This window comes from Clostridium sp., from assembly GCF_026168755.1.
In the GTDB taxonomy this organism is placed as follows: domain Bacteria; phylum Bacillota; class Clostridia; order Clostridiales; family Clostridiaceae; genus Clostridium.
On the sequence record NZ_JAPFDR010000003.1, the window covers coordinates 64,981 to 88,542 of the forward strand.

Sequence of the window (23,562 nt, forward strand, 5' to 3'; positions counted from 1 at the left end):
TTGTGATTATAGATATAGTTTTAGTATATACTGAAGGAAGAGGAATATTAGAAGATTTATTAAGTAAAATAAGTACTAAGTTAATAGATAGAGGGCATAAGGTTCGTATTTTTCAATCTTATAAGCCACAATATGAAGAGTGGATAAGTAATTTTTCATATGTAGATTATTATGGGTTAGTAGGGGAGATAAGAGAAGAAAATTTAGATACTTTATATAAAGGATATAAAGTAAAATTAGATGAAGTTGGATTACCGGACATAATATTAGCTACGTATACACCAAGTTCAATTTATATTTCTAGGAAAGCAGTAGAGTTTTTAAAGGATAAAAGGCCTGTTATATTATCGTTACTTTATGGTGATAATATTTATCTTACTGGAGGAGAACTTTTAAATTATGCTGATGCACATTTAGCAATATCTAAAAAAATATCAAATTATATTGTAGGGAATATAATAAATAAAGGAAATATATATTATATAGAAGACATAAGTAATATAGAAGATATTTTAAATGGATACAATAAAAATGGAGAATACTATAATGGTTTAAGAAATGCTAAAATTGCAATAAAAGATTTAATAAATAATAATAAAATAAGTTTGGCAGAAGAGTTATTGAAAAAATATGAGGAGTTAATTAAAGACGATATAGAAGTATACTCAATAAAGTCAATAATATATATTTTAAGTGATAGAGTAAAAGAAGCTTATAGTTATTTAAAAGAAGCTGTAAGCTTATATAAAAACAATATAGATATATTATTTAATATGGCATACGTTTGTGAGAGATTAAATAAAGATTTTGAAGCATTAAAATATTATTATGATATTTTACTTTATTCTGATGACAATAATTTAAATAATGAAGTTGATGAAAAAATAAATAATGTCTACAGTAAATTAGAAAATAAAAATATAAAACTAAAAATTGATATAGTAATAGATCATATCGAAGGTAGAGGTGGTACAGAAAATGTTATAGAAATTATTAGTAGAGAATTAATAAATAGGGGACATAGTGTAAGAGTATTTCAATCTTATAGGTCAAAATATGAAGAGTGGCAAAGTAAAGTTAATGAATTTTATTGCTATGGATTAAAAGAAAATAGGTGGGAAGATACAATTTATGGATTAGCTGAAGGTTATGCAAATAAACTTAAAGAATTAGGATTACCAGATATAATATTAGCAACACATATACCAGAAACAAGTTATATATGTAAGGAAGCTTTAAATATTTTAGGTGAGAATAATATAACTGTTTTATCATGGTTACATGTAGATCCTAATATTACTAGTTATCCGCAATTACTAAGCTATGGAGATAATCATATTTCAATATCTAATTCAATATCAAAATCTATAAGCAAATTTATTAGTAATGAAAAATCTATATATTTAATTGGAAATCCAATAGAAAACAATAGTTATAATGTAATTAAAAGAATTGATAATAAGCTAGAGCTTCTTTATATAGGAAGATTAGAAAATGGTCAAAAGAGAGTGGATACATTATTACGAGCATTAAGTTTATTACAAGGAGATTGGCATTTAACTGTAATAGGAGATGGAGTTCATGGTGAACAATTAAAGCAGTTAGCAATAGATTTAAAGATAAATGAAAAAATAAGTTGGCTAGGTTGGCAAGAAAAACCTTGGGAATGTGTTAATAATGTTACAGCATTAGTTTTACCTTCGCAACACGAAGGGTTTCCATTGGTTTTATTAGAATCATTACAAAGAGGTATTCCAATTATAACTAGTAGATGTGCTGGATCTGTAGATATAGTAAAAGATTTTAAAAATGGATATAGTTTTGAAGTAGGTGACTATAATCAATTACATGAAATATTACATAATATTAATATAGGTAATTTAATATTACCGACAGAAGAGGAATGTAAAAAGACAGTAGAAGCTTATAGTATTGATAATGTTATTAATAAGTTTAACACTATATTAGTTAATGAATATATGTTGAAAAATAAATAAGAGTATATTTAGTAGATAAGTAAAAAAATATATAAACTAATAGCTACTAAAAAGTATCTATTAGTTTATATAAATAAGTAAATATAGTATTTGAATTAATATAAATTTAATTTATCTTTTGCTAACTTATAATTATAATTTGATGATATTTTATAATAGTACTGAGCTTTATCAATGTTATCAATTAATTCATAAAATATTCCTAGATTGTAAGCAGCTAAATAGCTTCCTGTACCCTCAACAATTTCATTAGAGTTACCAATTTGAAGTGCATTAATATAACACAGTTCTATATTATTAAAATATGATAAATAATTTTCGGTATTAGATGCAACTAATTCTGTAAAGAATAATCCGCAAACAAAATAAAAGTCACATGACTTGCTTAATATATCAAAGTTTTCATTAATGATTTTTAATCCTTTTTCAAAGTTTTTAGTTTTAATAATTGTATACAAGTAAAGAATTATACTATCATTAATAAAAGCATCTTTTTCTATATTGATGTTTTTATAAAACTCTTCAAAATATAATTCAGCTTCATTATACATTTTATTATTATAATAAGTTTTAGCAGCTTGATATAATAAGTATGAATCATTTCTATTTTCTTTTAATTCATTAATAATTAAAGATATATTTCTATCAAATTTATTTGTATTAAGGTAACCATCATGTTCAACTTCAATAGGAATTATTTTTCTAGAAATAGTATTATCTAATTGTTCATGTATACTTCCATTAAAATATATTCCTTTTGGAGCTAATCTACTTATAAAACTATTAGATTTTCTAATTTCTCCTTCTTGTTCAAAAAGATTAATAATTTTAATTTGTCCTATAAATTTATCATTAGAATTAATAATTTTATTTAATTCATATCTATTTATATCAGTAATAAATTCATCAGCATCTAAAATTAAATTCCAATCACTGGTAGATTTATTAATAGCAAAATTTCTAGCATTTGAAAAATTATTATCCCATTTATAATCAAAAATTCTAGCATTAAATTCAGATGCAATTATTTTAGTTTTATCTGTAGAACCGGTATCTACAATTATAATTTCATCAACTAAATCGTTAATAGAATTCAAACATCTTTTAAGTTTTGATTCTTCGTTTTTAGTTATCATAACTAAACTTAAAGTCTTCAATATTAAAACCTCCAATGTATAGCAATTTTTAGATTATAATATTTATTTCAATTTTTATTAAAAGTTTTAGTTTTACTTTAATAAAAATACTCAATTTGTGATATCCAGTTTTATTATGTAACTATCATCATAAGTTTGATATTAAAGCATTTTTAGTGAGTTAATATTTATTAGAATTATAATAAAGAGTAGGAGTGTTTATCATAATATTTATAGATATATCTATTAAGGATTTATCTATATTAGAAACTATAACTTTTCTTTTATCTAAACTTCCTAATATATCGCAACAAAAAATAGATTGTTTATAAATATCTTTAGTAAAAAGTCTCAAGTTTTTTATTGTTTTTTCAGATTTGTTGTATATAGATAATTCGCTTAGAAATTTATAAAGCTCCTTAGTTGATCTCTTTTTGCATTTATTTCACAAATAATAGAGTATAAAAGATCTTCATAAATTATACCCTCGTAAAATATTATATTTAAATTTCCTAAAAGCTCTCTTTTGTATACTTTTAACCATACTGCAGGATAATAAAAAGCATTTTCTATTAAAACGTTAAAAGCTTCTTCTCCAGACATTACATTAGTTCCTAAATGCTTACTAGTATTTATAATAAAGTCAGTTCCAATATTCTTATCTTCACAAGAGGCATATGAATTTATTAATGCAATATCTAAATTCTCTTTTTCACATTCTTCAAAAATTATATTTAATGCATTTAAATCTTTTAAATAATCATCACTATCTAAGAAATAAATATATTTACCTTTTGCTATATTATAACCATTATTTCTAGCTGCACTTAAGCCAGCATTTTTTGTGTTATTACTTTAATATTATTATATTTATTGGCATATCTATCTATTATTTTACTACAAGAATCTGTTTACCCGTCATTTACACATATAATTTCTATATCTTTTAAGGTTTGATTTACAACACTATCTAAACATTCATCTAAATATTTTTCTACATTATATATAGGAATTATTACACTTATCTTAATATTGATTTTAATCATCTCCTTCTGATTAAAGATATTAAGTATTATAATTAACGTAATTTATATAGTCAAGTTGTTTATATTTCCACTATAATATCTGTATTTACTTAAAGGATATAGTGAATAATGAGTGATTTTTTTAAGAATAATGGTATAATTATAAAAGTATGTATAAAAAATTAATTAATAGTAATAATTTTATTCATAGGAGGATAAATGTTAAAAATAGATAATAACCAAAGAAATACAATAGGAAGTATTAATTTATCAAATACTATAAGTCAATATTTAAATATAACAATGAATGGGGAAAAAAATTCAGAGAGTAAAAAAACTAGTAATAAAAGAACTAGTAGCGATATATATCAAACAATAAGGAAAAAAGCAAGTATAATTAATAGTGACAAAAGAACTGTACAGGATAAAATATCAATAATTCAATCACAAGAACAAAAAATAGAAACTATTGAAAATACTTTAAAGCAAGCAAGAAATGAATATATTCAAGCTATTAAAAATGGTCAAAGAGAAGAAGTAAAGCAAAAGATAAAAGTAAGACAGCTTAATAGACAAATTAATGAATTAAAAAATAAAACTAAAGAAGAAGAGAATAATAAACAAGAAAAAATAAGTGATAAAAATCATATAGAAAATCAAAATCATATACAAGATGAAAATAAGTTATTAGAAAAAGTAAATGAAATATTAAGAAGGATAAAAAGTACAAAAAGTAAATTAGAGCAATATAAATCAGAACTTATGATATTAAGTCAAGATATTACAAGTAATAAGAAAAAAGTAGAAGCACAAGAAAGTGAATTTATATACTATTTGGATGAAAGTGAATATATTACTAATGGATTAGAAATAAATTTAACTGATTATACAGATTTAAATGGAAATATTTCTACAGGACTAATTATAAGTATTTATATATAGAAATAAGCTAGACACTATGTTTAGCTTATTTTTTTATATAATTTAAAATTTGAAACAAATAAGTAAAAAGTAAAATAATAAATCTATAGGAATATTATGTGGTTTGATTTTTTAAAATTTATATAATAGAATTTGATATATGATTTGAAAATGGTCGAAAAATAATAACAAATATAACACTAAGTATGGAATTTGGTTGAAAAAACAATGAAGTTTTAAAAAAATTAAAGACAATAAATAAAAAAGCTATAAAATATGTCGAAAAAAGTTGAAAAAAAGTGTATAATAAGTATAATCAATAATTATGGAAAGTTATGTAGGATAATATAGTAAAATACTAATTATTTGTAAAAAGTAAATATAATTTATTAATAACAAGATAAATTTTTATAAGAATATATCTTTAAATTATATTGAATTTGAAAATAGAATACTATCCGTGGTCTGGGTAGTATTCTATTTTTTAGTGAATAACAATTTTTTATATAATAGTTAAATTTAATTATGGATGGTGAAAATTATGGAAATATATAATCTTATGAAAAATGCTTTAGATGCTGCACAACTTAGAAGTGAAACAATTGCTAATAATATAGCTAATGTTAATACTCAAAACTATAAGAGAAAGTATGTTAGTTTTGAAGAAACATTAAATGATGTAAATAAGCAAGGTAAGATTGAAGTTAAAGTAGATAATTCAGAATCTATAAAAGCTGATGGAAATAATGTTGATTTAGAAAATGAAAAAGTTAATCAAGCAGCAAATACATTAATGTTTAACGGATTAGTAAGTTTAACTAATACAAAATTATCAATGGCTAAAAGTGTTATAACAGGAAGGTAAGAATTATGAGCGTATTTAGTGGAATGAGAATAAGTGCTAGCGGTTTATCAGCAGAAAGATTAAGATTGGATGTAATATCATCGAACATAGCAAATGCAAGAACAACAAGAACTCAAGAAGGTGGAGCTTATGTAAGAAAAACAGCTATTTTTGCGGAAAACTATGATAGTAAGCTTGGTATGTTAGGTGTAAAGATAACAGAAATAAAGAAGGATGACTCAGAGATGAAGTTAGAGTATGATTCATCACATCCAGATGCAAATGCAGAAGGATATGTAGAATATCCTAATGTAGATTTATTAGTTGAGATGTCAGATTTAATTTCAGCATCAAGAGCATATGAGTCAAATGTAGATACATTAAATGCACAAAAAAATATGATATCAAAAGCTTTAGAAATAGGAAGATAATGAGGGATTAAGATGAATATACAATCAATACTTACAAATTCTATATTAAACAATATTAACTTAGGAAGTAATAATATAGGGGAAATAAATGGTACAAATTTTTCTACAGTACTAAATAATGAAATAAACAAATTAAATAATAAAGAAGATTCTAACAGTACAAGCTTTTCCACTGTGGTAAGTAATGTAATAAATAAGGTAAATGACGCAGAAATCAATGCAAACAATAAAATAGAAGCCTTAATAAAAGGAGAAGATGTTGAAATGCATGAAGTTATGTTAGTAATGCAAGAATCATCACTTTCATTACAAGCATTGATAGAAGTAAGAAATAAGGTAGTTGAAGCTTATAAGGAAATAAATAATGTTCAACTATAAGGAGGCAATACAAGAGGTAGCAAATGGAAAAAGTCAAAGAACTTTTAACAAAAATTATAAATAAAATAAAGAACTTAGATAAAAATAAAAAAATAGCAATTTGTATAGCGATAGTTACAATAGTAGCAGCAATAGCGTTTGGAGTTATTTATGCTCAAAAAAATAAATATGGAGTATTATATTCAGGATTAGATGCTACAGATGCAGCAACAGTTATAAAATTACTTGAAGATTCAGGTGTAGAAAATAAAATTGAAGGAAATACAATATATATTCCTAAAGAGCAAATAGATAAATTGAGAATTGAACTATCTTCATCAATAACAAATGGTTCACAGGGATTTGAATTAATGGATGAAAGCTCAAGTCTTTCAATGACAGATGAAGAATTTCAAATAAAAAAACTTAGAATGTTACAAGGGGAGTTAGAAAAGACAATAAAAACTTTTCCACAAGTAGAGGCTGCTAGAGTTCATATAACTCAAGGTCAAGAATCTGTTTTTAGCAATGAAACTACAGAGGGAAAGGCTGCTGTATATGTTTCACTTAAAGTTGGACAAAAATTAGAACGAAGTCAAATAAAATCAATAATGTCATTAGTATCAGCAAGTACTATAAATATACCAAAGAAGAATGTAGAAGTAATAGATCAAAATATGAATTTATTATCAGAAGGAATATATGATGAAAATGGAAATGCAATAGATGCTGTTTCATCTTCAGCTTCAAGAGATTCAGAAAAACAAATAAGTGAAGAACTTCAAAATTCAATCTTATCAATGCTTGAGGGTATATTTGGAAAAGGTAAAGTTAAAGTAACTGTAAATGCGGTTTTAAATTACGATACAGTACAAAAAAATGAGGTTGTAATTAATCCAGATACAGTTATAAAGTCACAAAGCAAAAGCGAAAACACATCAACCAATTCAGAAAATAGTGGTTCACCAGTAGATAATAATATGACTAATAATAGTACTACTACAGGTGGAGCTGGTTCATCTTCAAGAGAAGAGAAGACAGAGTATGAGGTTGGTAAAACAGAAACAACAACTTTAACAACACCTGGAGAAATAAAGAAAATAACTGCAGCAGTAGCCATTGATGGTACGTTATCAGATGATGTTATGTACAATGTTGAAAAAATGGTTTCATCAGCATTAGGAATAGATGCTGATAGGGGAGATCAGTTAACAGTTGTAGATATGCCATTTAATACAGATGGGCAAGATATATTTGCAGATTCAGAAGATGGAACTAATGGGACTAATGGAACAGTTAAAAGTTTTGTAGGTTATGGAATAATAGCTGGAATTATTGCATTAGTATTTGCAGTAGCTATGATAATTTTACTTAAAAAGAAAAAGGTAAAAGAAGATATGGAAGTTGTAGAAGAAGATCAAAATGATTTAATAGCTAAGTTAGTAAAAGAAAAAGAAGCAAGAATAGAACAAGAAATAGCTATGGAAGAAAGTGAATTAAGTTTAGAAGATGAAATTAAGATAATAGTTTCTAAGAATACAGATGAAGCTATAGAATTAATAAAAACTTGGTTAAGTGAGTAATGGGGCGGTGAGAGAAATGCATAGTGATAATTTAAAAGGTGGAAATGCTTATGATTTGGGAGATATTAATAAAGAAAATATAAGTGGTGCTAGAAAGGCAGCCGTATTACTTATGACATTAGGACCAGAATTATCTCCTAATATACTTAAGAATTTATCAGATAAGCAAGTTCAAAAAATAGGTGTAGAAATAGCTAACTTATACAAAGTAACTGCAGAAGAAAGAAGAAGAATATTAAAAGAGTTCTTAGAAGCAAGAAAAAGTAAAGATTTCGCAATGGAAGGTGGAATTGATTATACTAAAACATTATTACAAGGTGCATTTGATGATTCAAAAGCAAGTAAGTTAATGGAAGGTATAAAATATGAAACATCTACACAAGCATTTGCATCTGCTAGAAAAGCAGATGTAAATCAAATAATAGCTTGTTTAGATGGAGAAAGTCCACAAACTATTGCAATAATACTATCAAATATTCAAGCAGAAAAATCAGCTCAAATAATGTGTAGTTTAGAAGAAAGCTTACAACAAGAAGTTGCATTAAAGCTTGGAACAATAACAAATATTTCACCGATAGTAATAAAAGCAGTAGATAGTGCATTAGAAAGAAAGTTACTTGCTGTAGGAGATGAAAAAACAGATTCATCAAATGGGTTTGATAGTTTATTAGATATATTAACAAAAGTAGATGGAAAAACAGAAAAGAACATTATAAGTTTCTTAGAAGCTAAAAATAATATTCTTGCAGAAAGAGTAAAAGCAAATATGTTTACATTTGAAGATATTATTAAACTTGATGATATATCAATTCAAAAGATATTAAAAGAAGTAAATATAAAAGATGTTGCTATTGCACTTAAAGGTGTTGATGAACAAATATCAAACTTAATCTTAAAAAATCAATCAAGTAGAGCGGCACAAGCATTAAAGGAAGAAATAAGTTTACTTGGAGCAATTAAAGTTTCTCAAGTTGAGGAAGCAAAGAGAAATATCGTTAAGATTATAAGAAGGCTTGAACATGAGGGAATAATAAGTATCAGCAAGGATGCGGAGGATGAAGTAATTGTCTAAGGTTAATGTGTTAAGAAATAGCGATATAGAAATTAAAGGAAAAGTAAGTTTAAAAATATCCTGTAATGATGATTTTTTTAGCACATCAGATAAATTATTTGAAGAAAAAGAAGAAATAGAAAAGAAAATTTTAGAAGCAAAAGCACAGTATGAAAAAATACTAGAAGAAACTGAGTTAAAGAAGCAAGAAATTATAAATGAAGCAAATGAAAATTCTAAAGCAATTGAAAAAAAAGCATATGAATTAGGTTATGAGCAAGGTTTGAAAAATGGATATGAAGATGGCTATAAGGAGTCTTATGAGCAAAATATTGAAAAAGCTCATAAGGAAAGTAAAGAGATTAAGGAAGATGGTTATAGCACATTATTAGATATAAAAAGCCAAGCAAAAGAGTACATAAAATCTAATAAGGAACAAATAATTAATATCTCAATATCAATTGCTGAACAAGTATTAAGAGAGAAGTTTAAAGATGTATCTTTAATGAATACTATGTTAGATAACATTATTCATGAGTATGATTTAAAAAAAGATTTAGTTATAAAGGTTAATTCTAAATATAAAGAAGAGTTACAAAGAAATATGAATGAACAAATCAAAGAAAATAACTTGTCACAAAAGATTTTTATAGTTTCTGATTCAAGTATTAAAGAGGGTAATGCAGAGATTGAATGTGGAAATGGAAAACTAACAGTTGGTATAGATAGTGTCTTAGATAAAGTTAGAGAAGAGCTACTATAGTGGGGGGAATATGATTTCTATAGATTTTAATAAAGAATTAAAAAAAATAAATGATATAACTCCCTATATATCAGAAGGAAAAGTTAAGAAGGTTATTGGACTTACTATTGAGGTCGAAGGATTAAAAACATCAGTTGGTGAGCTATGTACAATATACAATCAAAGTAATAATCCAATAAACTGTGAAGTTGTAGGGTTTAGGGAAAATGAAATAATTCTTATGCCGTTAGGAGAGTTAGTAGGAGTTGGACCAGGATGTAGAGTTGTAGCAAGTGGAAATCCATGTAGTGTTAAATGCAGTGATGAATTATTAGGAAAAGTTATTGATGCATTAGGTGATCCAATAGATGAAAGTACAATTTCAGGTGGAGAAAGATACAGTATGTTTAATAAACCACCAGATCCAATGAAAAGAAAGCGTATTAAAAATATAATGCCAACAGGTATTAAAGCTATTGATGGCTTTATTACATGTGGAGAAGGGCAAAGAGTTGGTATATTTGCAGGAAGTGGTGTTGGTAAAAGTACAACACTTGGAATGATTGCAAGAACAGCAGAAGCTGATGTTAATGTTATAGCTCTCATTGGAGAAAGAGGAAGAGAAGTATTAGATTTTATTGAAAGAGATCTTGGGCCAGAAGGTATGAAAAAATCAGTTGTTGTATGTGCAACATCTGATAAACCACCGTTAGTAAGACTTAAAGGTGCATTAACAGCTACTTCGATAGCTGAGTATTTTAGAGACCAGGGCAAGAAAGTAATATTGATGATGGATTCAGTTACTAGATTTGCAATGGCTCAAAGGGAAGTAGGACTTGCAATTGGAGAGCCGCCAGCACAAAAGGGATATACTCCATCTGTTTTTGCTGAATTACCAAAACTGATGGAAAGAACAGGACTTTCAGATATAGGCTCAATAACCGCATTTTATACAGTGCTTGTTGATGGAGATGATTTTAATGAACCAATTGCAGATGCTGTAAGAGGTATATTAGATGGGCATATAGTTTTATCTAGAGAATTAGCTCATAAAAATCATTATCCAGCCATAGACATCTCAAATAGTGTTAGTCGTCTTATGAATGATATTTGTGAAATAGAACATAAGGCAGCAGCATCACAAGCAAGAGATATAATTGCAACATTTAAGGAAGCAGAAGATTTAATTAATATTGGAGCTTATGAAAGAGGATCTAATATTAAAATTGATAAATCAATTGAATATATAGATAAGGTAAATAATTACTTAAAACAAGGAGTAAATGAAAAAAGCTCTTTCGAAGATAATATTACTAATTTAAAAAATATTTTTAGATAAGGAGGTGGGTAATTGGAAAACTTTAAGTTTAGATTACAAAAGGTTTTAGATATTAAAGTTAAAAATGAAGAAGAAAGTAAAATTAAATACTCTAAAGCTCAAAATGAAAAAAGGGTAGTTGAAAAAGAACTTAACAATTTAAAACAAAAGTATAGAAAATATCAAAATGAAATTGATGTTGAAAATTCAGTATCAAGGATTATAACTTTTAATTATTTAAATTACTTATCTAATACTATTAATGTTAAAAGTAATGAGCTATTTAAAAAGGAAGAGTTATTAAATGAAGCTAGAATAGATTTGTTAAATAAACAAATTGAAAGAAAGTCTTTAGAAAAGTTAAAAGAAAATAAATTTAATTTATATAAGAAAAAAGAAGATCAAAAAGAGCAAGCAACCAATGATGAGTTTGGAATGTATGCATTTTTAAGACATAAAGCTGAATACATGTAGGAGAATGATGACAGTGAAAGTAGGTATATCACAGACACTATCATCAGGAAACTCTAATAGTGTCGGTATTAAAAGTGATAATTTAGAAGTAAATTTTTTATTAGCATTAAGTAATGCAATAGGTGATGAAAAAATTACCGATTTAAATAATGAGATTAATATAAAAAATGATATCAATTTAGATATTGAAGCTAAATTTGAAGAGAATGTAGAAAGTAAGATAGAAGTTGAATTAAAAAAAATCTTAACTGAAAATACTGAAGATAATGAAATTGATGAAAAGTTAGTTGAGTTAATTAGTGGATTACTTAATAATATAAATCCTAAAATAAATGAAAGAATAGATACTAACTTAAAGAATAATGAAAAAATAGATACTAATTTAAAGAATATTGATTTAGATAATAACATACAAATAAAAAATTATATTGTTCAGAGTGATGTGAATAATAAACAAGAAATCGTGGATAACTTAATAAATTATGTGGAAAATATAGCAGATAAAATTAATATAGAAAATAAAATAGATACATCAAGTATAACAGATGATTTTAGAAAAATTAAAAATTTTATAAATAATAATGAGGTTAAAGATAAGATAGTAAATTTACTAACAAATAATAACTTAACTAAAAAAGAAGGTTATGTATCACATGATGAGAGCAAGTTAGTAGTTAGTGATGATTTAGAAATAATGAGTAATTTTAGAGCATTATCAATAAAGAGTGATAATGTAATTGATAATCCTCAAAATGAACTTAGTATATTAAATAATATTGTTATGCCTAAAAATAATACTATTACAGAAATAAAATCTGAAGTTATACAGCCACAAATTATTAGAAGTGAATATGTATCTCAAGATTTTATTCAGACAATAAAGTATTTAAAAGTAAATAATTTAGAAGAAATAAGTGTAAAAATGAATCCTAAAGATTTAGGTGAATTACATATAAAGATACTTAAATCTAATAATGAAGAGAAAGTAGTTGTTACATCATATAATTCAGATACTTTTAATTTATTAAAAGATAATGTAAATGAAATAAAAAATAGTCTAAATACATTAGATATTAATGTTAAAGAAGTAGACGTTGAAATAAAGAATGGAAATCAAAGTGATTTTTCACAAGATTTAAGTCAACAATTCAATGGAAATAATAGAAATAAAGAACAAAGAAAAACAAGTAAATTTATATCTGAAAACAATAATAAAGATAATAGTTTAGTAGAAGATGATGATATAAATATTAACTTATTGATATAAGGAGAAAGATATGGAAGTAAACATGAGAAGTAGTTCAAATTCAGCCATAGGAAAAACTCAAAATGGGACTCTTATATATGATTCGGCTGATAAAACTGATAAAAATTTATTTCTAAAAATGTTAGTAGCACAAATGACTAATCAAGATCCATTTAATAGTCAAGATCCATCACAATATGTAAGTCAACTTGCACAATTTAACACGCTAGAACAAATGATGTTGATAAATGATTCTATGGAGTATTTAGTTAATTTAAATAATTCAATGTTAGTAAATAATGCTGTTGAAGCAGCAACAGAATTAATAGGTAAGAAGGTTGAAGTAGCTGTACCAAATGAAAAAGGTGAATATGAAAAATTTAATGGACAAGTTAAAAGTGCCTCAATTAAAGAGGGAGTTGTATGTTTAGAGCTTAAGTTAAATGATACTGGTGAAATAAAAGAAGTAGAATATTCATCATTAATTAAAGTTACAGAATAAATTATGAGTTAGATAAAGAGGAGATAAGTAAGATGTTAAAATCAATGTATTCGGGAATAAGTGGAATGAAGTCAAATCAGACAAAGATGGACGTAGTTGGTAATAACGTTGCTAATGCAAGTACAACGGCTTTCAAAAAATCAAGTGTAAGATTTAGTGATACATTAAATCAAACAGTTATATATGCCAGTCAACCTGGTAACTCACTAGGAGGAGTTAACCCTGGACAAGTAGGTGCAGGGGTAAAGGTTAGTTCAATAAGTAAGAACATGTTACAAGGTTCATTACAACAAACTGGGATTGCAAGTGATATAGCAATAGATGGTGATGGATTTTTTGTAGTTCAGATAGGGCAAAAAGGAAATGGAACACCATCAGAAGGATTTACAAGAGATGGATCATTTACAGTAGATTCAGAAGGTAAAATGGTAACAGCTAGTGGATATTATGTATTAACTACTGATAATAAGCCAGTATTTATACCAGAAGAAGCAAAAAATGCAGATGGAACTAAGATGAGAGTTGTATCTTATAATATCTCTAAAGAAGGTCAGATATCTTATGTACTAGAAGATGGAAGTAAAGTAATGGGTAGTGATGATCCTGATGATGCACCACAACAAACATTAAAAATTGCAACTTTCATGAATCAAAGTGGTTTAGAAGCTAATGGAAATAATATTTATTTAGATTCAGCTAACTCAGGTTTACCGACATATAATGCTTCAAGCAATCAAGAAGACAAGGTAGGAGCTAAAATTGGTCTTATTACTCAAGGTGCATTAGAAATGTCAAATGTAGATTTATCAGAAGAGTTTACAGATATGATAGTTACAACAAGGTCTTTCCAAGCAGCAAGTAAAGTAATAACAACAAGTGATGAATTGTTACAAGAAATAATAAATCTTAAGAGATAAATAAGAGGTTAAAAATGAAAAAAAGTGATATATTAACGCCACTTGGGATATTACTTGGAGTAGGACTTATAGTATTTGCAATATCTCAAGGGGATGTAGGATTAGCAGGATTTTATGATTTAGTATCTGTAATAATTACTGTTGGTGGATCTTATTCAGCACTTCTTATTACTTTCACACTTGATGAAGTAAAAATGATGGGAGTAATTTCAAAGGGGTTATTTAAAACTCCAACAATAGATAAAATAAATGTAATAAATGAATTTAAAGAGATTTCAATGAAGACTAGAAAAGATGGACTACTTGCAATAGAGTCAGATATTGAATCTATAAAAGATAGTTTTATGAAAACAGGGTTGGAATTAGTTGTTGATGGAATTGAGAATGATTTAATAGTTGAAATTTTAAACAATAACATTTCAGAAATTGAAGGTAGATATATGAAAGGTGCAAAGATGTATAAAACATGGGGTTCATATGCTCCGGCCTTCGGTATGATAGGTACACTTGTAGGGCTTATACAAATGCTTGCAGAGCTTGATAATCCGGACAATATAGCAAGTGGTATGGCAGCGGCACTTATAACTACTTTCTATGGTGCATTATTAGCAAATTTAGTTTTAAACCCATTAGGATTTAACCTTGAAAATAAAGGACAAAGAGAAGTAGAAAATAGAGAAATGATGTTAGTAGGTATTTTAAGTATAAAAAATGGTGATTCAACAAGAGTTTTAGAAGAAAAATTAAAAAGCTTTTTAAATGAAAAGGAAAAAGCAAAGTATGATAAAAATTCAAAGGTAGCTAATTAGAGCAAGATGGCACGTAAGAAAAAGAAACCAGATGACATTAATACAAATGCTTGGATGGATACCTATGCAGATACTATAACATTGTTACTAACATTTTTTATACTACTTTATTCATTTTCAAGTACAGATAATGAAAAGTTAAAACTTATTGCAGCGGCACTTAAAGGAGAAATAACAGGAATTCCAATGAAATTAGAAGACACTCCAGATATTTCTAATGAAGATATAGAACAAGGGATAGGAGAGAAAAGTCCATATGAAGTCTTAGTAGAGCAAGTACAAGACATAATAGATAAAAATGGTTTAACAGATAGCGTTAAGATAAGAGAAGAAGATGCAGGTGTTGTACTTCAATTAAGCGAAAGTATACTTTTTGACTTAGGAAAGGCTGATTTAAAGCCTGAAAGCACTAAGATATTAGATATAATAAGTGGATTAATTCCTTCAATAACTAATGAAATAATGGTACAAGGTCATACAGATAATGTTCCAATTAGTTCAGCAAGATATAATTCGAATTGGGAATTATCAACAGCAAGAGCTGTTAGTGTAGTTAAATATTTTATTGAAGTTAAAGGACTTGATCCTACAAGATTTTCAGCAACAGGATATGGAGAATATCAACCATTACTAGATAATACAACACCAGAAAATAGAGCTATTAATAGAAGAGTTGATATATTAATAGTGCAACAAAAGGAGAATGATGAAGTAAGTGGATAAAACATTTGTAGAATTCATTATAAACTTAATTGTTTTAGTTCCGGTTGTAATAATATTAATATTTATTTCATTAAAAGTTAGTAAAAAGAGCCTGAACAAGTTTGTAGCAGGCTCTTATACTAGCATATTAGAGAGATTTAACTTAAGTAAAGATACTTGTTTATACGTGATAAAGACAGGAAAAACAGGTTCTGTAATAGTAGTGTCAAATAACAATACTCAAGTAATTAAAGAGTTAGATGAAAATGAAATGAATGAAATAATAAAAATGAAAAAAGAGAAAAATGATTCACTTAATTTGAATAAATTAAACTTTAAAAAAATATTAGATAATAAATTAAAAGGGAAAGAATAAAAATGGACATTTTTAAGCAGATTTTAAGTAATGGTTCAGAATTAACCCCTAATATGCAGATGTTTATATTAATGACTGCTCTTATGTTTTTGCCAATAATAATTTTTATGATGACAAGTTTTGTAAGAATAATAATTACGTTTTCATTTATAAAATCGGCATTAGGAGCTCAGCAAGCTATTCCTAATCAAATATTAGTTGGATTAGCAATATGTTTAACTTTATTTATAATGAAACCTGTTGTAAATGAAATTGCAACAAATTCAATTGAACCTTATATAAACCATGAAATAACAATGGAACAGGCTTATGATGAACTAAAAAATCCAATTTCAGATTTTTTAATTAAGCAAACAAGAGATACAGATATAGAATTATTTATTAAAAACTCATCAATAGATACAACAAATATAAAGAACCCAGAAGATTTACCGTTAAGTATATTAGTACCAGCCTTCGCTATAAGTGAGCTTAAAACATCATTTGAGATAGGTTTCATAATATACATACCATTCTTAGTAATAGATTTAGTAGTTTCTAGTGCATTAATGTCTATGGGAATGATGATGCTTCCACCAGCAATGGTATCACTACCATTTAAATTACTTTTATTTGTTATGGTAGATGGATGGGATTTATTAATTAAATCACTAATACAAAGTTTTACGCAATAGGAGATAGGAATAATGAATGAATTAGCAATAATGACTATAGTAAAAAAAGCATTAATTACTGGTATTTTAGTAGCTGGACCAATACTTGCTATATCTTTAGTTGTAGGGCTTATAATAAGTATTTTTCAAGCTGCAACACAAATTCAAGAACAAACATTAACATTTCTTCCTAAGGTACTAGCAATAATATTATTATTAGTTGTAGGTGGACCTTGGATGTTAAATAAACTTGTAATGTTTACAAGTGAGATGTTTCAAAGTATATCAACCATAGTCAAATAATGATATACGTATTTTTAAGAGTAACAGCATTTTTTTTAGCTACTAATATTATTTTTACAAATGGGACACCAAAACTATTTAAAATTTGTTTCTCATTATTATTATCGGCAATGATTGCAATTAATTTAGAGGTAAATGTACAAATCGAAAATTTTTATGAATTAATAAGATATGGAATTTTAGAAACAATAAACGGACTTATCCTTGGATATATGGTCACAATTTCATTTTATTGTTTAAAAATGGCAGGTAAGTTAATAGATAGTCAAATGGGATTATCTATGTCTAGCACATATGATCCTAATACTCAATCACAATCAACATTTACAGAACATTTAGTATATTATGTAGGAGTATTAGTATTTTTTGCTGTTAATGCACATCATATAATAATAAATTCAATACAAAATAGTTTTAAAATAATTCCAATAGGATATTCAATAATAGATTTTAATTTTTCGTATATTATAAAGGTATTTACACATTATTTTGAAATGGGAATAAAAATGGCAGTTCCAATTATAGTTGTATTAATAATAACTGATTTAATAATTGGGATAATAGCAAGAAGTGTTTCAGGATTAAACATAATGATTGTGGGAATGCCATTAAAAATGTTAATAGGAATTTTATTCTTTATGAGTTCACTACCATTTATAGTTAACGTAATTAAAGATATATTACAGGAATTAAGTAAAGTTCTTCAAGGAACCTTAATTTAAAAGTTTAATTTAAATGAGTTAATAAAGGGGGGAGATTATTTTGTCATCGGATAAAACAGAACAACCCACGGCCAAAAGAAAAATGGAAGCAAGAAAAAAAGGTAATGTACCAAGAAGTAGAGAAGTATCAAATGCATTTACATTAATAGGTGCAGTAATTTGTATTTTTATGATGATTAATGGATTAATTAAAAACTTTAAAATATATATAGCTTCAACTTTATCAATGGATTTTTCTAACCATTTAACTGATAAAATGGCTAACCAGATATTTTCAGATGGTTTATTTAAATACATGAAGCTTTTTCTACCTATGGGAATAATAGTTATTTGTTTAGCCATTATTGCAAATATCATACAAGGTGGATTTGTAATAAGTACAGAAAGCATGAAACCTAAATTTTCAAAATTAAATCCATTTAATGGTATAAAAAATATGTTTTCTGGACAAGCATTTATTACAACTTTTAAGAATGTAATACTATTAATTATATTAACTGCTGTAGGAGTTTCGTTTGTTAAGAAAAATTATTATGATATTTTAAAAGTAGGAAATATATATTTTCCACATTTAATATACGTAGCAATTGATATAGTAAAAAAGTTATTTAAAATTGCAATAGGTATAGCAGTAGCTATTGGAGCATTGGATTATGCTTATCAGTTATATTCACATAAAAAGGGATTAAAGATGACTAAACAAGAGGTAAAAGATGAATATAAACAATCAGAAGGGGATCCGCATGTTAAAGGTCAAATTAAACAAAGACAAAGAGAAATACTTTCACAATCAATGATTCAAAATACTAAAGGTGCAACGGTAATTATAAATAACCCAACGCATATCTCAATAGCAATTAGATATGAAAGGGAAAAAGATTCTGCACCAGTAGTTATAGCTAAAGGAGCAGATATTTTAGCAATGAAAATGAGAGAAATAGCTAAAGAGCATGATATTCCAATGATTGAAAATGTTCCTTTAGCAAGAATGCTTTATAGAGAAGTTGATGTTGATCAAGAAGTACCAGCTGAAATGTATCAATCAATAGCTGAAGTACTAGTAGCAGTATACAAAATAAAAAATAGATATAAAAAATAAGTAGAGGAAGTTTAATATGGGGAAGTTAAAAAATAAGTTTGACATATTAGTTGCTTTTGGTGTTATGGGAATAATATTAATGATTATTATTCCATTACCTCCGTTTTTATTAGATATATTATTAGTTGTAAATATAACACTATCAGTTTTGATTTTACTTATGACTTTATTTTCAACTAATGTATTACAACTAACGATATTTCCAACATTACTATTGATTACAACTTTATTTAGGTTAGGATTAAATATTTCATCTACTAGACTTATTTTAGGTCAAGGTTATGCTGGTAATATAATAGAATCATTTGGGAGTTTCGTTGTTGGAGGAAATTATGTACTAGGAGTAATTATATTCTTAATAATAATTATTATTCAGTTTTTAGTTATTACTAATGGTTCTGGAAGAGTATCTGAAGTATCAGCAAGATTTACATTGGATGCTATGCCAGGTAAACAAATGAGTATAGATGCAGAATTAAATGCAGGTGTTATAGATGAAAAAACTGCAAAAAAGAAAAGAAGAGAATTACAACAAGAAGCAGACTTTTATGGATCAATGGATGGTGCTTCTAAATTCGTTAAAGGTGATGCTATTGCAGGGATTATAATAACAGCAATAAATATAATTGCAGGAATTATAATTGGTATGTTAATGCTTGGCATGGATATTGGAACAGCAGTTCAAACCTTTGTAAGATTAACAATAGGGGATGGTCTTGTAAGTCAGATTCCGGCACTACTTATATCAACTGCAGCAGGTATTATAGTTACAAGAGCAGATACTGATGAAAATATAGCTAGTTTAGCTGGACAACAATTAACTGCTATTCCAAAAGCAATAATGGTAACAGGTGTTGTATTAATAGTTTTAGGTATCATGCCAGGTCTTCCTAAATTATCATTCTTTGCATTAGGTGGAGGATGTATATTAATAGGAAGAACATTACAAAAAGGTGAAGATGAAAAACGAGAAGAAATTGCTAACGAAGATTTACCAGTAGAAGAAGTATCAACACTTAATGAGGTAGAAGATGTTACTGAGTTATTAAATGTTGAAGTTTTAGAAGTAGAAATTGGATATGGTCTTATACCATTAGCTGATGATAGTAATGGCGGAGATTTATTACAAAGAATTGCTTCGATAAGAAGACAATGTGCAATTGATATGGGAATAATAGTACAACCTATAAGGATTAGAGATAATCTTCAATTAGATCCAAATCAATATTGTATAAAAATAAAAGGAAATAGAGTAGCTACATATAGTCTTATGCCTACAATGGTTTTATGTATGGATCCAATGGGATTAGGATTAGACTTAGAAGGAATAAAGGCAGTTGAACCAAGTTTTGGTTTAGAAGCATTATGGATAACTAAAGATAAGATAGAAGAGGCAGAACTTAAAGGATATACAATAGTAGATCCATCAACAATATTAGTTACTCATTTATTAGAAATAGTCAAAGAGAAATCTTATGAATTAATGGGAAGAGAAGAAGTTAAAGCAATAATGGATGCTACGAAAGAAAAAAATAGTGTTATTGTTGATGAATTAATACCAGATATTATGACATTAGGTGAGGTTCAAAAAGTATTCCAAAATTTACTTAAAGAAAAAGTGGCAATTAAAGATAGAGTTACAATATTAGAAACTTTAGCTGATAATGCTATAAATACAAAAGATATTGAGTTATTAACTGAATATGTAAGAATGGCGTTAAACAAAAGTATTTGTGAGTCATTAGTTGATGAAAATAATTCTATAACAGTTGCAACTTTATCAAATGAAGTTGAAAGATTAATAGCTAATAATCTTCAAAAATCTATTAATGGTACTTATCCAGCTGTTGATCCAGATAACACTAATAAAATTTTCAATAGCATAAAAACAATTACTGAAAGTGTTGAGTTTTGTAACAATAGGCCTGTTATTTTAGTTTCTCCTAAGATAAGAGCACCTTTTAGAAAATTAGTTGAAATGGTATTTCCTAATGTAGCAATTTTATCATTAAATGAAATACCAAATAATGTTCAAATAAGAGCCCAAGCTGTAATTAATATATAATGGAGGGAGTGTAAAATGCTTAAAGCTCAAAGTGAGGAATACATATTAGATAATATTAATTTAGTAAGACATATAGCTTCAAAATATTTTACTAAAAATATTGGAATTGAGTATGAAGATTTAGTAAGTTATGGAACTATAGGACTTATAGATGCAGCAAATACTTATGAATATGATAGAAATTGTAAATTTTCAACTTATGCATCTCTTAAAATACGAGCAGCGATTATTGATGAAATAAGAAGAAACTCACCAATTTCGAGAAATGACGTTTCTAAAATAAAACAGTATAATTCAGCTATAGAAAGTTTGCAAAACAATTTATTAAGAGAGCCTACAGGAGAGGAAATATCTAAATATTTAAAAGTATCTAAAAATGAAGTTAATAAGATAGAAAATACTATTAATTTAATGAGTACTACTTCTTTAGATACAGTTATTTTTGAAGGAAATACTGATGTTAGTATTGTGGATACAATAAAAGATGATAATGCGTTATTACCAGAAAATATAGTTGAAGAAGAAGAAAAGCTTCAAATATTAGAAAAGGCAATTGATACTCTTAAAGAAAAGGATAGACTTGTTTTATCTTTATATTATTATGAGGAACTTACACTAAAAGAAATAGGAAAAGTATTAGAAGTATCAGAATCAAGAGTATCACAATTACATAGTAGAGCAATAGCTAACTTAAGAAATGCAATTAATAAGTTAAATTATAGAGTAGTTTAAGGAGAAATTTAATATGTTAAGTGGATTATATACAGCAGTATCAGCAATGCTAGATTTACAGACTAGTCAAACTGTAATAACTAATAATATAGCAAATGTTAATACTACTGGTTTTAAATCAGAAAAAGTAATAAATAAAACTTTTGATGATGTAATGGTTCAAAATAATGATAATTATGTAAATGGAATGCCTACAAATCAAAAATTAGGAGTATTAAATCCAGGAGTTAAAATTGATGAAATTAATATTAATTATGAACAAGGTACAATTGTAGAAAGTGAAAACCAAACAGATTTCGCTATAAATGGAAGGGGCTTTTTTACTGTAAGAGATGATGAGGGAAATATTTTTTATACAAGAGATGGAGCTTTTAATATAAATAGAGAAGGCTATTTAGTAACATCATCTGGTGCACAAGTATTAAATACTAATAATCAGCCAATATATGTTGGAACAAGTAATATAACTGTAGATAGTAGTAATAATATTGTTTTATCTTCTGGAGCAGTACATAAATTTAATATTGTAGATTTTGATAATTATAATAATTTAGAAAAGGTTGGAGAGAACCTTTATACTGGAGAAGGTGCGGTGGCAACTAATAATTATGTAGTTAAAAATATGCAAAAAGAAAGTTCAAATGTTGATATTATACAATCAACAGCAGATTTAATGTCTAATTTAAGAGCTTTTGAAGCTAATCAAAAAGTAGTGCAAGTTATGGATTCTATTTTAGGTAAAATGGCAAGTGAGATAGGAACAGTAAGGTAGGGATAAAATATATGTATGGAATTTTAAATATAAGTAGAAGTGGTATGAGTGCTAATCAAAATAAAATTAATACTATTTCAAATAATATAGTTAATGCTAATACAATTGGATATAAAAAGTTAGATGTTGGATTCCAAGATTTACTTAGAGTAGGAATTTCAAATGAGACATATCCTGTAAATGATCAAAATGCAACATTAGGAACTGGTGTAAAGAGTACTACAGAGGTAAGAAATTTTACACAAGGAGCATTTAAAGATACTCAAATATCTAGCAATTTAGCTATAGATGGAGAAGGATTTTTTAGAGTAATTAGACCAGATAATACATATGCTTATACTAGAAATGGTGAATTCTCAATTGATGCAAATGGAAAAATTGTTGATGATTCAGGAAATATTCTTGATATTCAATTTAATAATGGAAAAAATTATATTAATTCAGGAATAACATCAGAAAATTTAAAGATTAATAAACAAGGTGAAGTTTTTGTTAATGATGAAAAAATAGGTAATATAAATCTTTATAAAGCCACTGGAGATAATGATCTTTTATCAGCTGGTGGAAATTTATTTATATCTAATGATGGAGCTCAGTTAGTAGTAGCAAATGGAGATATATATCAGGGATATACTGAAATGTCAAATGTGATTCTTTCTCAAGAGTTTACTGATTTAATAACATCACAAAGAGCTTTCCAATTAAATAGTAAGGGGTTTGGAGTAGCTGATGAAATGTGGTCTATGATTAATAATTTACAATCTAGATAAGGAAGAAGATAGAAA

General features: G+C 26.6%; 26 protein-coding genes and 1 pseudogene. 24 read left to right on the forward strand and 3 right to left on the reverse strand.

The annotated features are described in order from the left end of the window. The first annotated feature begins 2 nt into the window (after window positions 1-2). Window positions 3-1,997 carry a glycosyltransferase gene (locus Q0Y03_RS02290; RefSeq protein ID WP_297712220.1) on the forward strand — a complete coding sequence of 665 codons (1,995 nt, stop codon included), beginning with the start codon at window positions 3-5 and terminating at the stop codon, window positions 1,995-1,997. Window positions 1,998-2,092: 95 nt separating this feature from the next. Here the strand turns inward: Q0Y03_RS02290 and Q0Y03_RS02295 are convergent, their stop codons facing one another. The 3 genes and pseudogenes from Q0Y03_RS02295 to Q0Y03_RS02300 form a co-directional block, all read right to left on the reverse strand. Then, window positions 2,093-3,154 (reverse strand): glycosyltransferase family 2 protein, encoded by a 1,062-nt coding sequence (locus tag Q0Y03_RS02295; protein ID WP_297712221.1) that lies wholly within the window; start codon window positions 3,152-3,154, stop codon window positions 2,093-2,095. 378 nt (window positions 3,155-3,532) lie between these two features. Further along, window positions 3,533-3,970 (reverse strand): annotated as a pseudogene (locus Q0Y03_RS15490) (glycosyltransferase); the annotation flags it as partial. A 74-nt stretch (window positions 3,971-4,044) separates the two neighbouring features. Continuing rightward, a complete protein-coding gene (locus Q0Y03_RS02300) occupies window positions 4,045-4,179 on the reverse strand; it encodes a glycosyltransferase (protein WP_297712222.1) in 135 nt (44 codons plus the stop codon). A gap of 198 nt (window positions 4,180-4,377) precedes the next feature. Here Q0Y03_RS02300 and Q0Y03_RS02305 point away from each other — a divergent pair, with 198 nt between their 5' ends. The 23 genes from Q0Y03_RS02305 to Q0Y03_RS02415 all read left to right on the forward strand — a co-directional run bounded on the left by Q0Y03_RS02305 (window position 4,378) and on the right by Q0Y03_RS02415 (window position 23,547). Beyond that, entirely contained in the window at window positions 4,378-5,100 is a 723-nt protein-coding gene (locus Q0Y03_RS02305) for a hypothetical protein (protein WP_297712223.1), read from the forward strand. A 520-nt stretch (window positions 5,101-5,620) separates the two neighbouring features. Further along, the gene (locus Q0Y03_RS02310; RefSeq protein ID WP_297712224.1) at window positions 5,621-5,944 is read left to right on the forward strand and encodes a flagellar basal body protein; all 324 of its coding nucleotides are present in this window, start codon (window positions 5,621-5,623) and stop codon (window positions 5,942-5,944) included. Between the two features lie 5 nt (window positions 5,945-5,949). Beyond that, window positions 5,950-6,354, forward strand: coding sequence for a flagellar basal body rod protein FlgC (gene flgC, locus Q0Y03_RS02315; protein WP_297712225.1), 405 nt, complete (start codon window positions 5,950-5,952; stop codon window positions 6,352-6,354). Between the two features lie 12 nt (window positions 6,355-6,366). After that, window positions 6,367-6,732, forward strand: coding sequence for a flagellar hook-basal body complex protein FliE (gene fliE / locus Q0Y03_RS02320; protein ID WP_297712226.1), 366 nt, complete (start codon window positions 6,367-6,369; stop codon window positions 6,730-6,732). Between the two features lie 23 nt (window positions 6,733-6,755). Then, a complete protein-coding gene (fliF, locus tag Q0Y03_RS02325) occupies window positions 6,756-8,294 on the forward strand; it encodes a flagellar basal-body MS-ring/collar protein FliF (RefSeq protein ID WP_297712227.1) in 1,539 nt (512 codons plus the stop codon). A 16-nt stretch (window positions 8,295-8,310) separates the two neighbouring features. Then, window positions 8,311-9,366 (forward strand): flagellar motor switch protein FliG, encoded by a 1,056-nt coding sequence (gene fliG, locus Q0Y03_RS02330; RefSeq protein WP_297712228.1) that lies wholly within the window; start codon window positions 8,311-8,313, stop codon window positions 9,364-9,366. Then, entirely contained in the window at window positions 9,359-10,108 is a 750-nt protein-coding gene (locus Q0Y03_RS02335) for a FliH/SctL family protein (RefSeq protein WP_297712229.1), read from the forward strand. The genes fliG and Q0Y03_RS02335 overlap by 8 nt, the downstream gene beginning before the upstream one ends. Window positions 10,109-10,118: 10 nt before the next feature. Beyond that, the gene (gene fliI / locus Q0Y03_RS02340; protein WP_297712230.1) at window positions 10,119-11,426 is read left to right on the forward strand and encodes a flagellar protein export ATPase FliI; all 1,308 of its coding nucleotides are present in this window, start codon (window positions 10,119-10,121) and stop codon (window positions 11,424-11,426) included. Between the two features lie 12 nt (window positions 11,427-11,438). Continuing rightward, a complete protein-coding gene (gene fliJ / locus Q0Y03_RS02345; protein ID WP_297712231.1) occupies window positions 11,439-11,879 on the forward strand; it encodes a flagellar export protein FliJ in 441 nt (146 codons plus the stop codon). Window positions 11,880-11,892: 13 nt separating this feature from the next. Next, complete coding sequence (locus Q0Y03_RS02350; RefSeq protein ID WP_297712232.1) at window positions 11,893-13,146, forward strand: flagellar hook-length control protein FliK; 1,254 nt, start codon at window positions 11,893-11,895, stop codon at window positions 13,144-13,146. Window positions 13,147-13,156: 10 nt separating this feature from the next. Continuing rightward, window positions 13,157-13,627 carry a flagellar hook capping FlgD N-terminal domain-containing protein gene (locus Q0Y03_RS02355; RefSeq protein WP_297712233.1) on the forward strand — a complete coding sequence of 157 codons (471 nt, stop codon included), beginning with the start codon at window positions 13,157-13,159 and terminating at the stop codon, window positions 13,625-13,627. Between the two features lie 32 nt (window positions 13,628-13,659). Next, window positions 13,660-14,544 carry a flagellar hook-basal body complex protein gene (locus tag Q0Y03_RS02360; RefSeq protein WP_297712234.1) on the forward strand — a complete coding sequence of 295 codons (885 nt, stop codon included), beginning with the start codon at window positions 13,660-13,662 and terminating at the stop codon, window positions 14,542-14,544. Window positions 14,545-14,558: 14 nt separating this feature from the next. Next, on the forward strand, window positions 14,559-15,353 hold the full coding sequence (locus Q0Y03_RS02365; protein ID WP_297712235.1) for a motility protein A: 795 nt from the start codon (window positions 14,559-14,561) through the stop codon (window positions 15,351-15,353). A 6-nt stretch (window positions 15,354-15,359) separates the two neighbouring features. Continuing rightward, a complete protein-coding gene (locus Q0Y03_RS02370; protein WP_297712236.1) occupies window positions 15,360-16,076 on the forward strand; it encodes an OmpA family protein in 717 nt (238 codons plus the stop codon). Continuing rightward, the gene (locus Q0Y03_RS02375) at window positions 16,069-16,431 is read left to right on the forward strand and encodes a flagellar biosynthetic protein FliO (RefSeq protein WP_297712237.1); all 363 of its coding nucleotides are present in this window, start codon (window positions 16,069-16,071) and stop codon (window positions 16,429-16,431) included. The genes Q0Y03_RS02370 and Q0Y03_RS02375 overlap by 8 nt, the downstream gene beginning before the upstream one ends. A 2-nt stretch (window positions 16,432-16,433) precedes the next feature. Then, on the forward strand, window positions 16,434-17,105 hold the full coding sequence (gene fliP, locus Q0Y03_RS02380; RefSeq protein WP_297712238.1) for a flagellar type III secretion system pore protein FliP: 672 nt from the start codon (window positions 16,434-16,436) through the stop codon (window positions 17,103-17,105). A 12-nt stretch (window positions 17,106-17,117) separates the two neighbouring features. Continuing rightward, window positions 17,118-17,387, forward strand: a complete 270-nt coding sequence (fliQ, locus tag Q0Y03_RS02385; RefSeq protein WP_297712239.1) for a flagellar biosynthesis protein FliQ — start codon at window positions 17,118-17,120, stop codon at window positions 17,385-17,387. Beyond that, window positions 17,387-18,109: a flagellar biosynthetic protein FliR gene (locus Q0Y03_RS02390; RefSeq protein WP_297712240.1), complete on the forward strand. Its 723-nt coding sequence runs from the start codon at window positions 17,387-17,389 to the stop codon at window positions 18,107-18,109. Before fliQ ends, Q0Y03_RS02390 begins: the two co-directional genes overlap by 1 nt. Window positions 18,110-18,149: 40 nt before the next feature. Beyond that, entirely contained in the window at window positions 18,150-19,208 is a 1,059-nt protein-coding gene (gene flhB / locus Q0Y03_RS02395; RefSeq protein ID WP_297712241.1) for a flagellar biosynthesis protein FlhB, read from the forward strand. Window positions 19,209-19,224: 16 nt separating this feature from the next. Next, the gene (gene flhA / locus Q0Y03_RS02400) at window positions 19,225-21,273 is read left to right on the forward strand and encodes a flagellar biosynthesis protein FlhA (RefSeq protein WP_297712242.1); all 2,049 of its coding nucleotides are present in this window, start codon (window positions 19,225-19,227) and stop codon (window positions 21,271-21,273) included. Between the two features lie 15 nt (window positions 21,274-21,288). Further along, window positions 21,289-22,005, forward strand: coding sequence for a FliA/WhiG family RNA polymerase sigma factor (locus Q0Y03_RS02405; RefSeq protein ID WP_297712243.1), 717 nt, complete (start codon window positions 21,289-21,291; stop codon window positions 22,003-22,005). A 13-nt stretch (window positions 22,006-22,018) separates the two neighbouring features. Further along, on the forward strand, window positions 22,019-22,777 hold the full coding sequence (locus tag Q0Y03_RS02410) for a flagellar hook-basal body complex protein (RefSeq protein WP_297712244.1): 759 nt from the start codon (window positions 22,019-22,021) through the stop codon (window positions 22,775-22,777). Window positions 22,778-22,788: 11 nt separating this feature from the next. Beyond that, window positions 22,789-23,547 carry a flagellar hook-basal body complex protein gene (locus Q0Y03_RS02415; RefSeq protein ID WP_297712245.1) on the forward strand — a complete coding sequence of 253 codons (759 nt, stop codon included), beginning with the start codon at window positions 22,789-22,791 and terminating at the stop codon, window positions 23,545-23,547. The last annotated feature ends 15 nt before the right edge of the window (window positions 23,548-23,562 follow it).

What these genes read in the sequence shown, in the direction of transcription:
- Q0Y03_RS02415 (WP_297712245.1), top strand. Translation starts at nt 22,789, where the DNA reads ATGTATGGAATTTTAAATATAAGTAGAAGTGGTATGAGTGCTAATCAA.
- Q0Y03_RS02360 (WP_297712234.1), top strand. Translation starts at nt 13,660, where the DNA reads ATGTTAAAATCAATGTATTCGGGAATAAGTGGAATGAAGTCAAATCAG.
- fliP (WP_297712238.1), top strand. Translation starts at nt 16,434, where the DNA reads ATGGACATTTTTAAGCAGATTTTAAGTAATGGTTCAGAATTAACCCCT.
- Q0Y03_RS02370 (WP_297712236.1), top strand. Translation starts at nt 15,360, where the DNA reads ATGGCACGTAAGAAAAAGAAACCAGATGACATTAATACAAATGCTTGG.
- flhA (WP_297712242.1), top strand. Translation starts at nt 19,225, where the DNA reads ATGGGGAAGTTAAAAAATAAGTTTGACATATTAGTTGCTTTTGGTGTT.
- Q0Y03_RS02355 (WP_297712233.1), top strand. Translation starts at nt 13,157, where the DNA reads ATGGAAGTAAACATGAGAAGTAGTTCAAATTCAGCCATAGGAAAAACT.
- Q0Y03_RS02410 (WP_297712244.1), top strand. Translation starts at nt 22,019, where the DNA reads ATGTTAAGTGGATTATATACAGCAGTATCAGCAATGCTAGATTTACAG.
- Q0Y03_RS02390 (WP_297712240.1), top strand. Translation starts at nt 17,387, where the DNA reads ATGATATACGTATTTTTAAGAGTAACAGCATTTTTTTTAGCTACTAAT.
- fliE (WP_297712226.1), top strand. Translation starts at nt 6,367, where the DNA reads ATGAATATACAATCAATACTTACAAATTCTATATTAAACAATATTAAC.
- Q0Y03_RS02405 (WP_297712243.1), top strand. Translation starts at nt 21,289, where the DNA reads ATGCTTAAAGCTCAAAGTGAGGAATACATATTAGATAATATTAATTTA.
- Q0Y03_RS02305 (WP_297712223.1), top strand. Translation starts at nt 4,378, where the DNA reads ATGTTAAAAATAGATAATAACCAAAGAAATACAATAGGAAGTATTAAT.
- flgC (WP_297712225.1), top strand. Translation starts at nt 5,950, where the DNA reads ATGAGCGTATTTAGTGGAATGAGAATAAGTGCTAGCGGTTTATCAGCA.
- fliQ (WP_297712239.1), top strand. Translation starts at nt 17,118, where the DNA reads ATGAATGAATTAGCAATAATGACTATAGTAAAAAAAGCATTAATTACT.
- Q0Y03_RS02365 (WP_297712235.1), top strand. Translation starts at nt 14,559, where the DNA reads ATGAAAAAAAGTGATATATTAACGCCACTTGGGATATTACTTGGAGTA.
- Q0Y03_RS02310 (WP_297712224.1), top strand. Translation starts at nt 5,621, where the DNA reads ATGGAAATATATAATCTTATGAAAAATGCTTTAGATGCTGCACAACTT.
- Q0Y03_RS02300 (WP_297712222.1), bottom strand. Translation starts at nt 4,179, where the DNA reads ATGATTAAAATCAATATTAAGATAAGTGTAATAATTCCTATATATAAT.
- fliI (WP_297712230.1), top strand. Translation starts at nt 10,119, where the DNA reads ATGATTTCTATAGATTTTAATAAAGAATTAAAAAAAATAAATGATATA.
- fliG (WP_297712228.1), top strand. Translation starts at nt 8,311, where the DNA reads ATGCATAGTGATAATTTAAAAGGTGGAAATGCTTATGATTTGGGAGAT.
- fliF (WP_297712227.1), top strand. Translation starts at nt 6,756, where the DNA reads ATGGAAAAAGTCAAAGAACTTTTAACAAAAATTATAAATAAAATAAAG.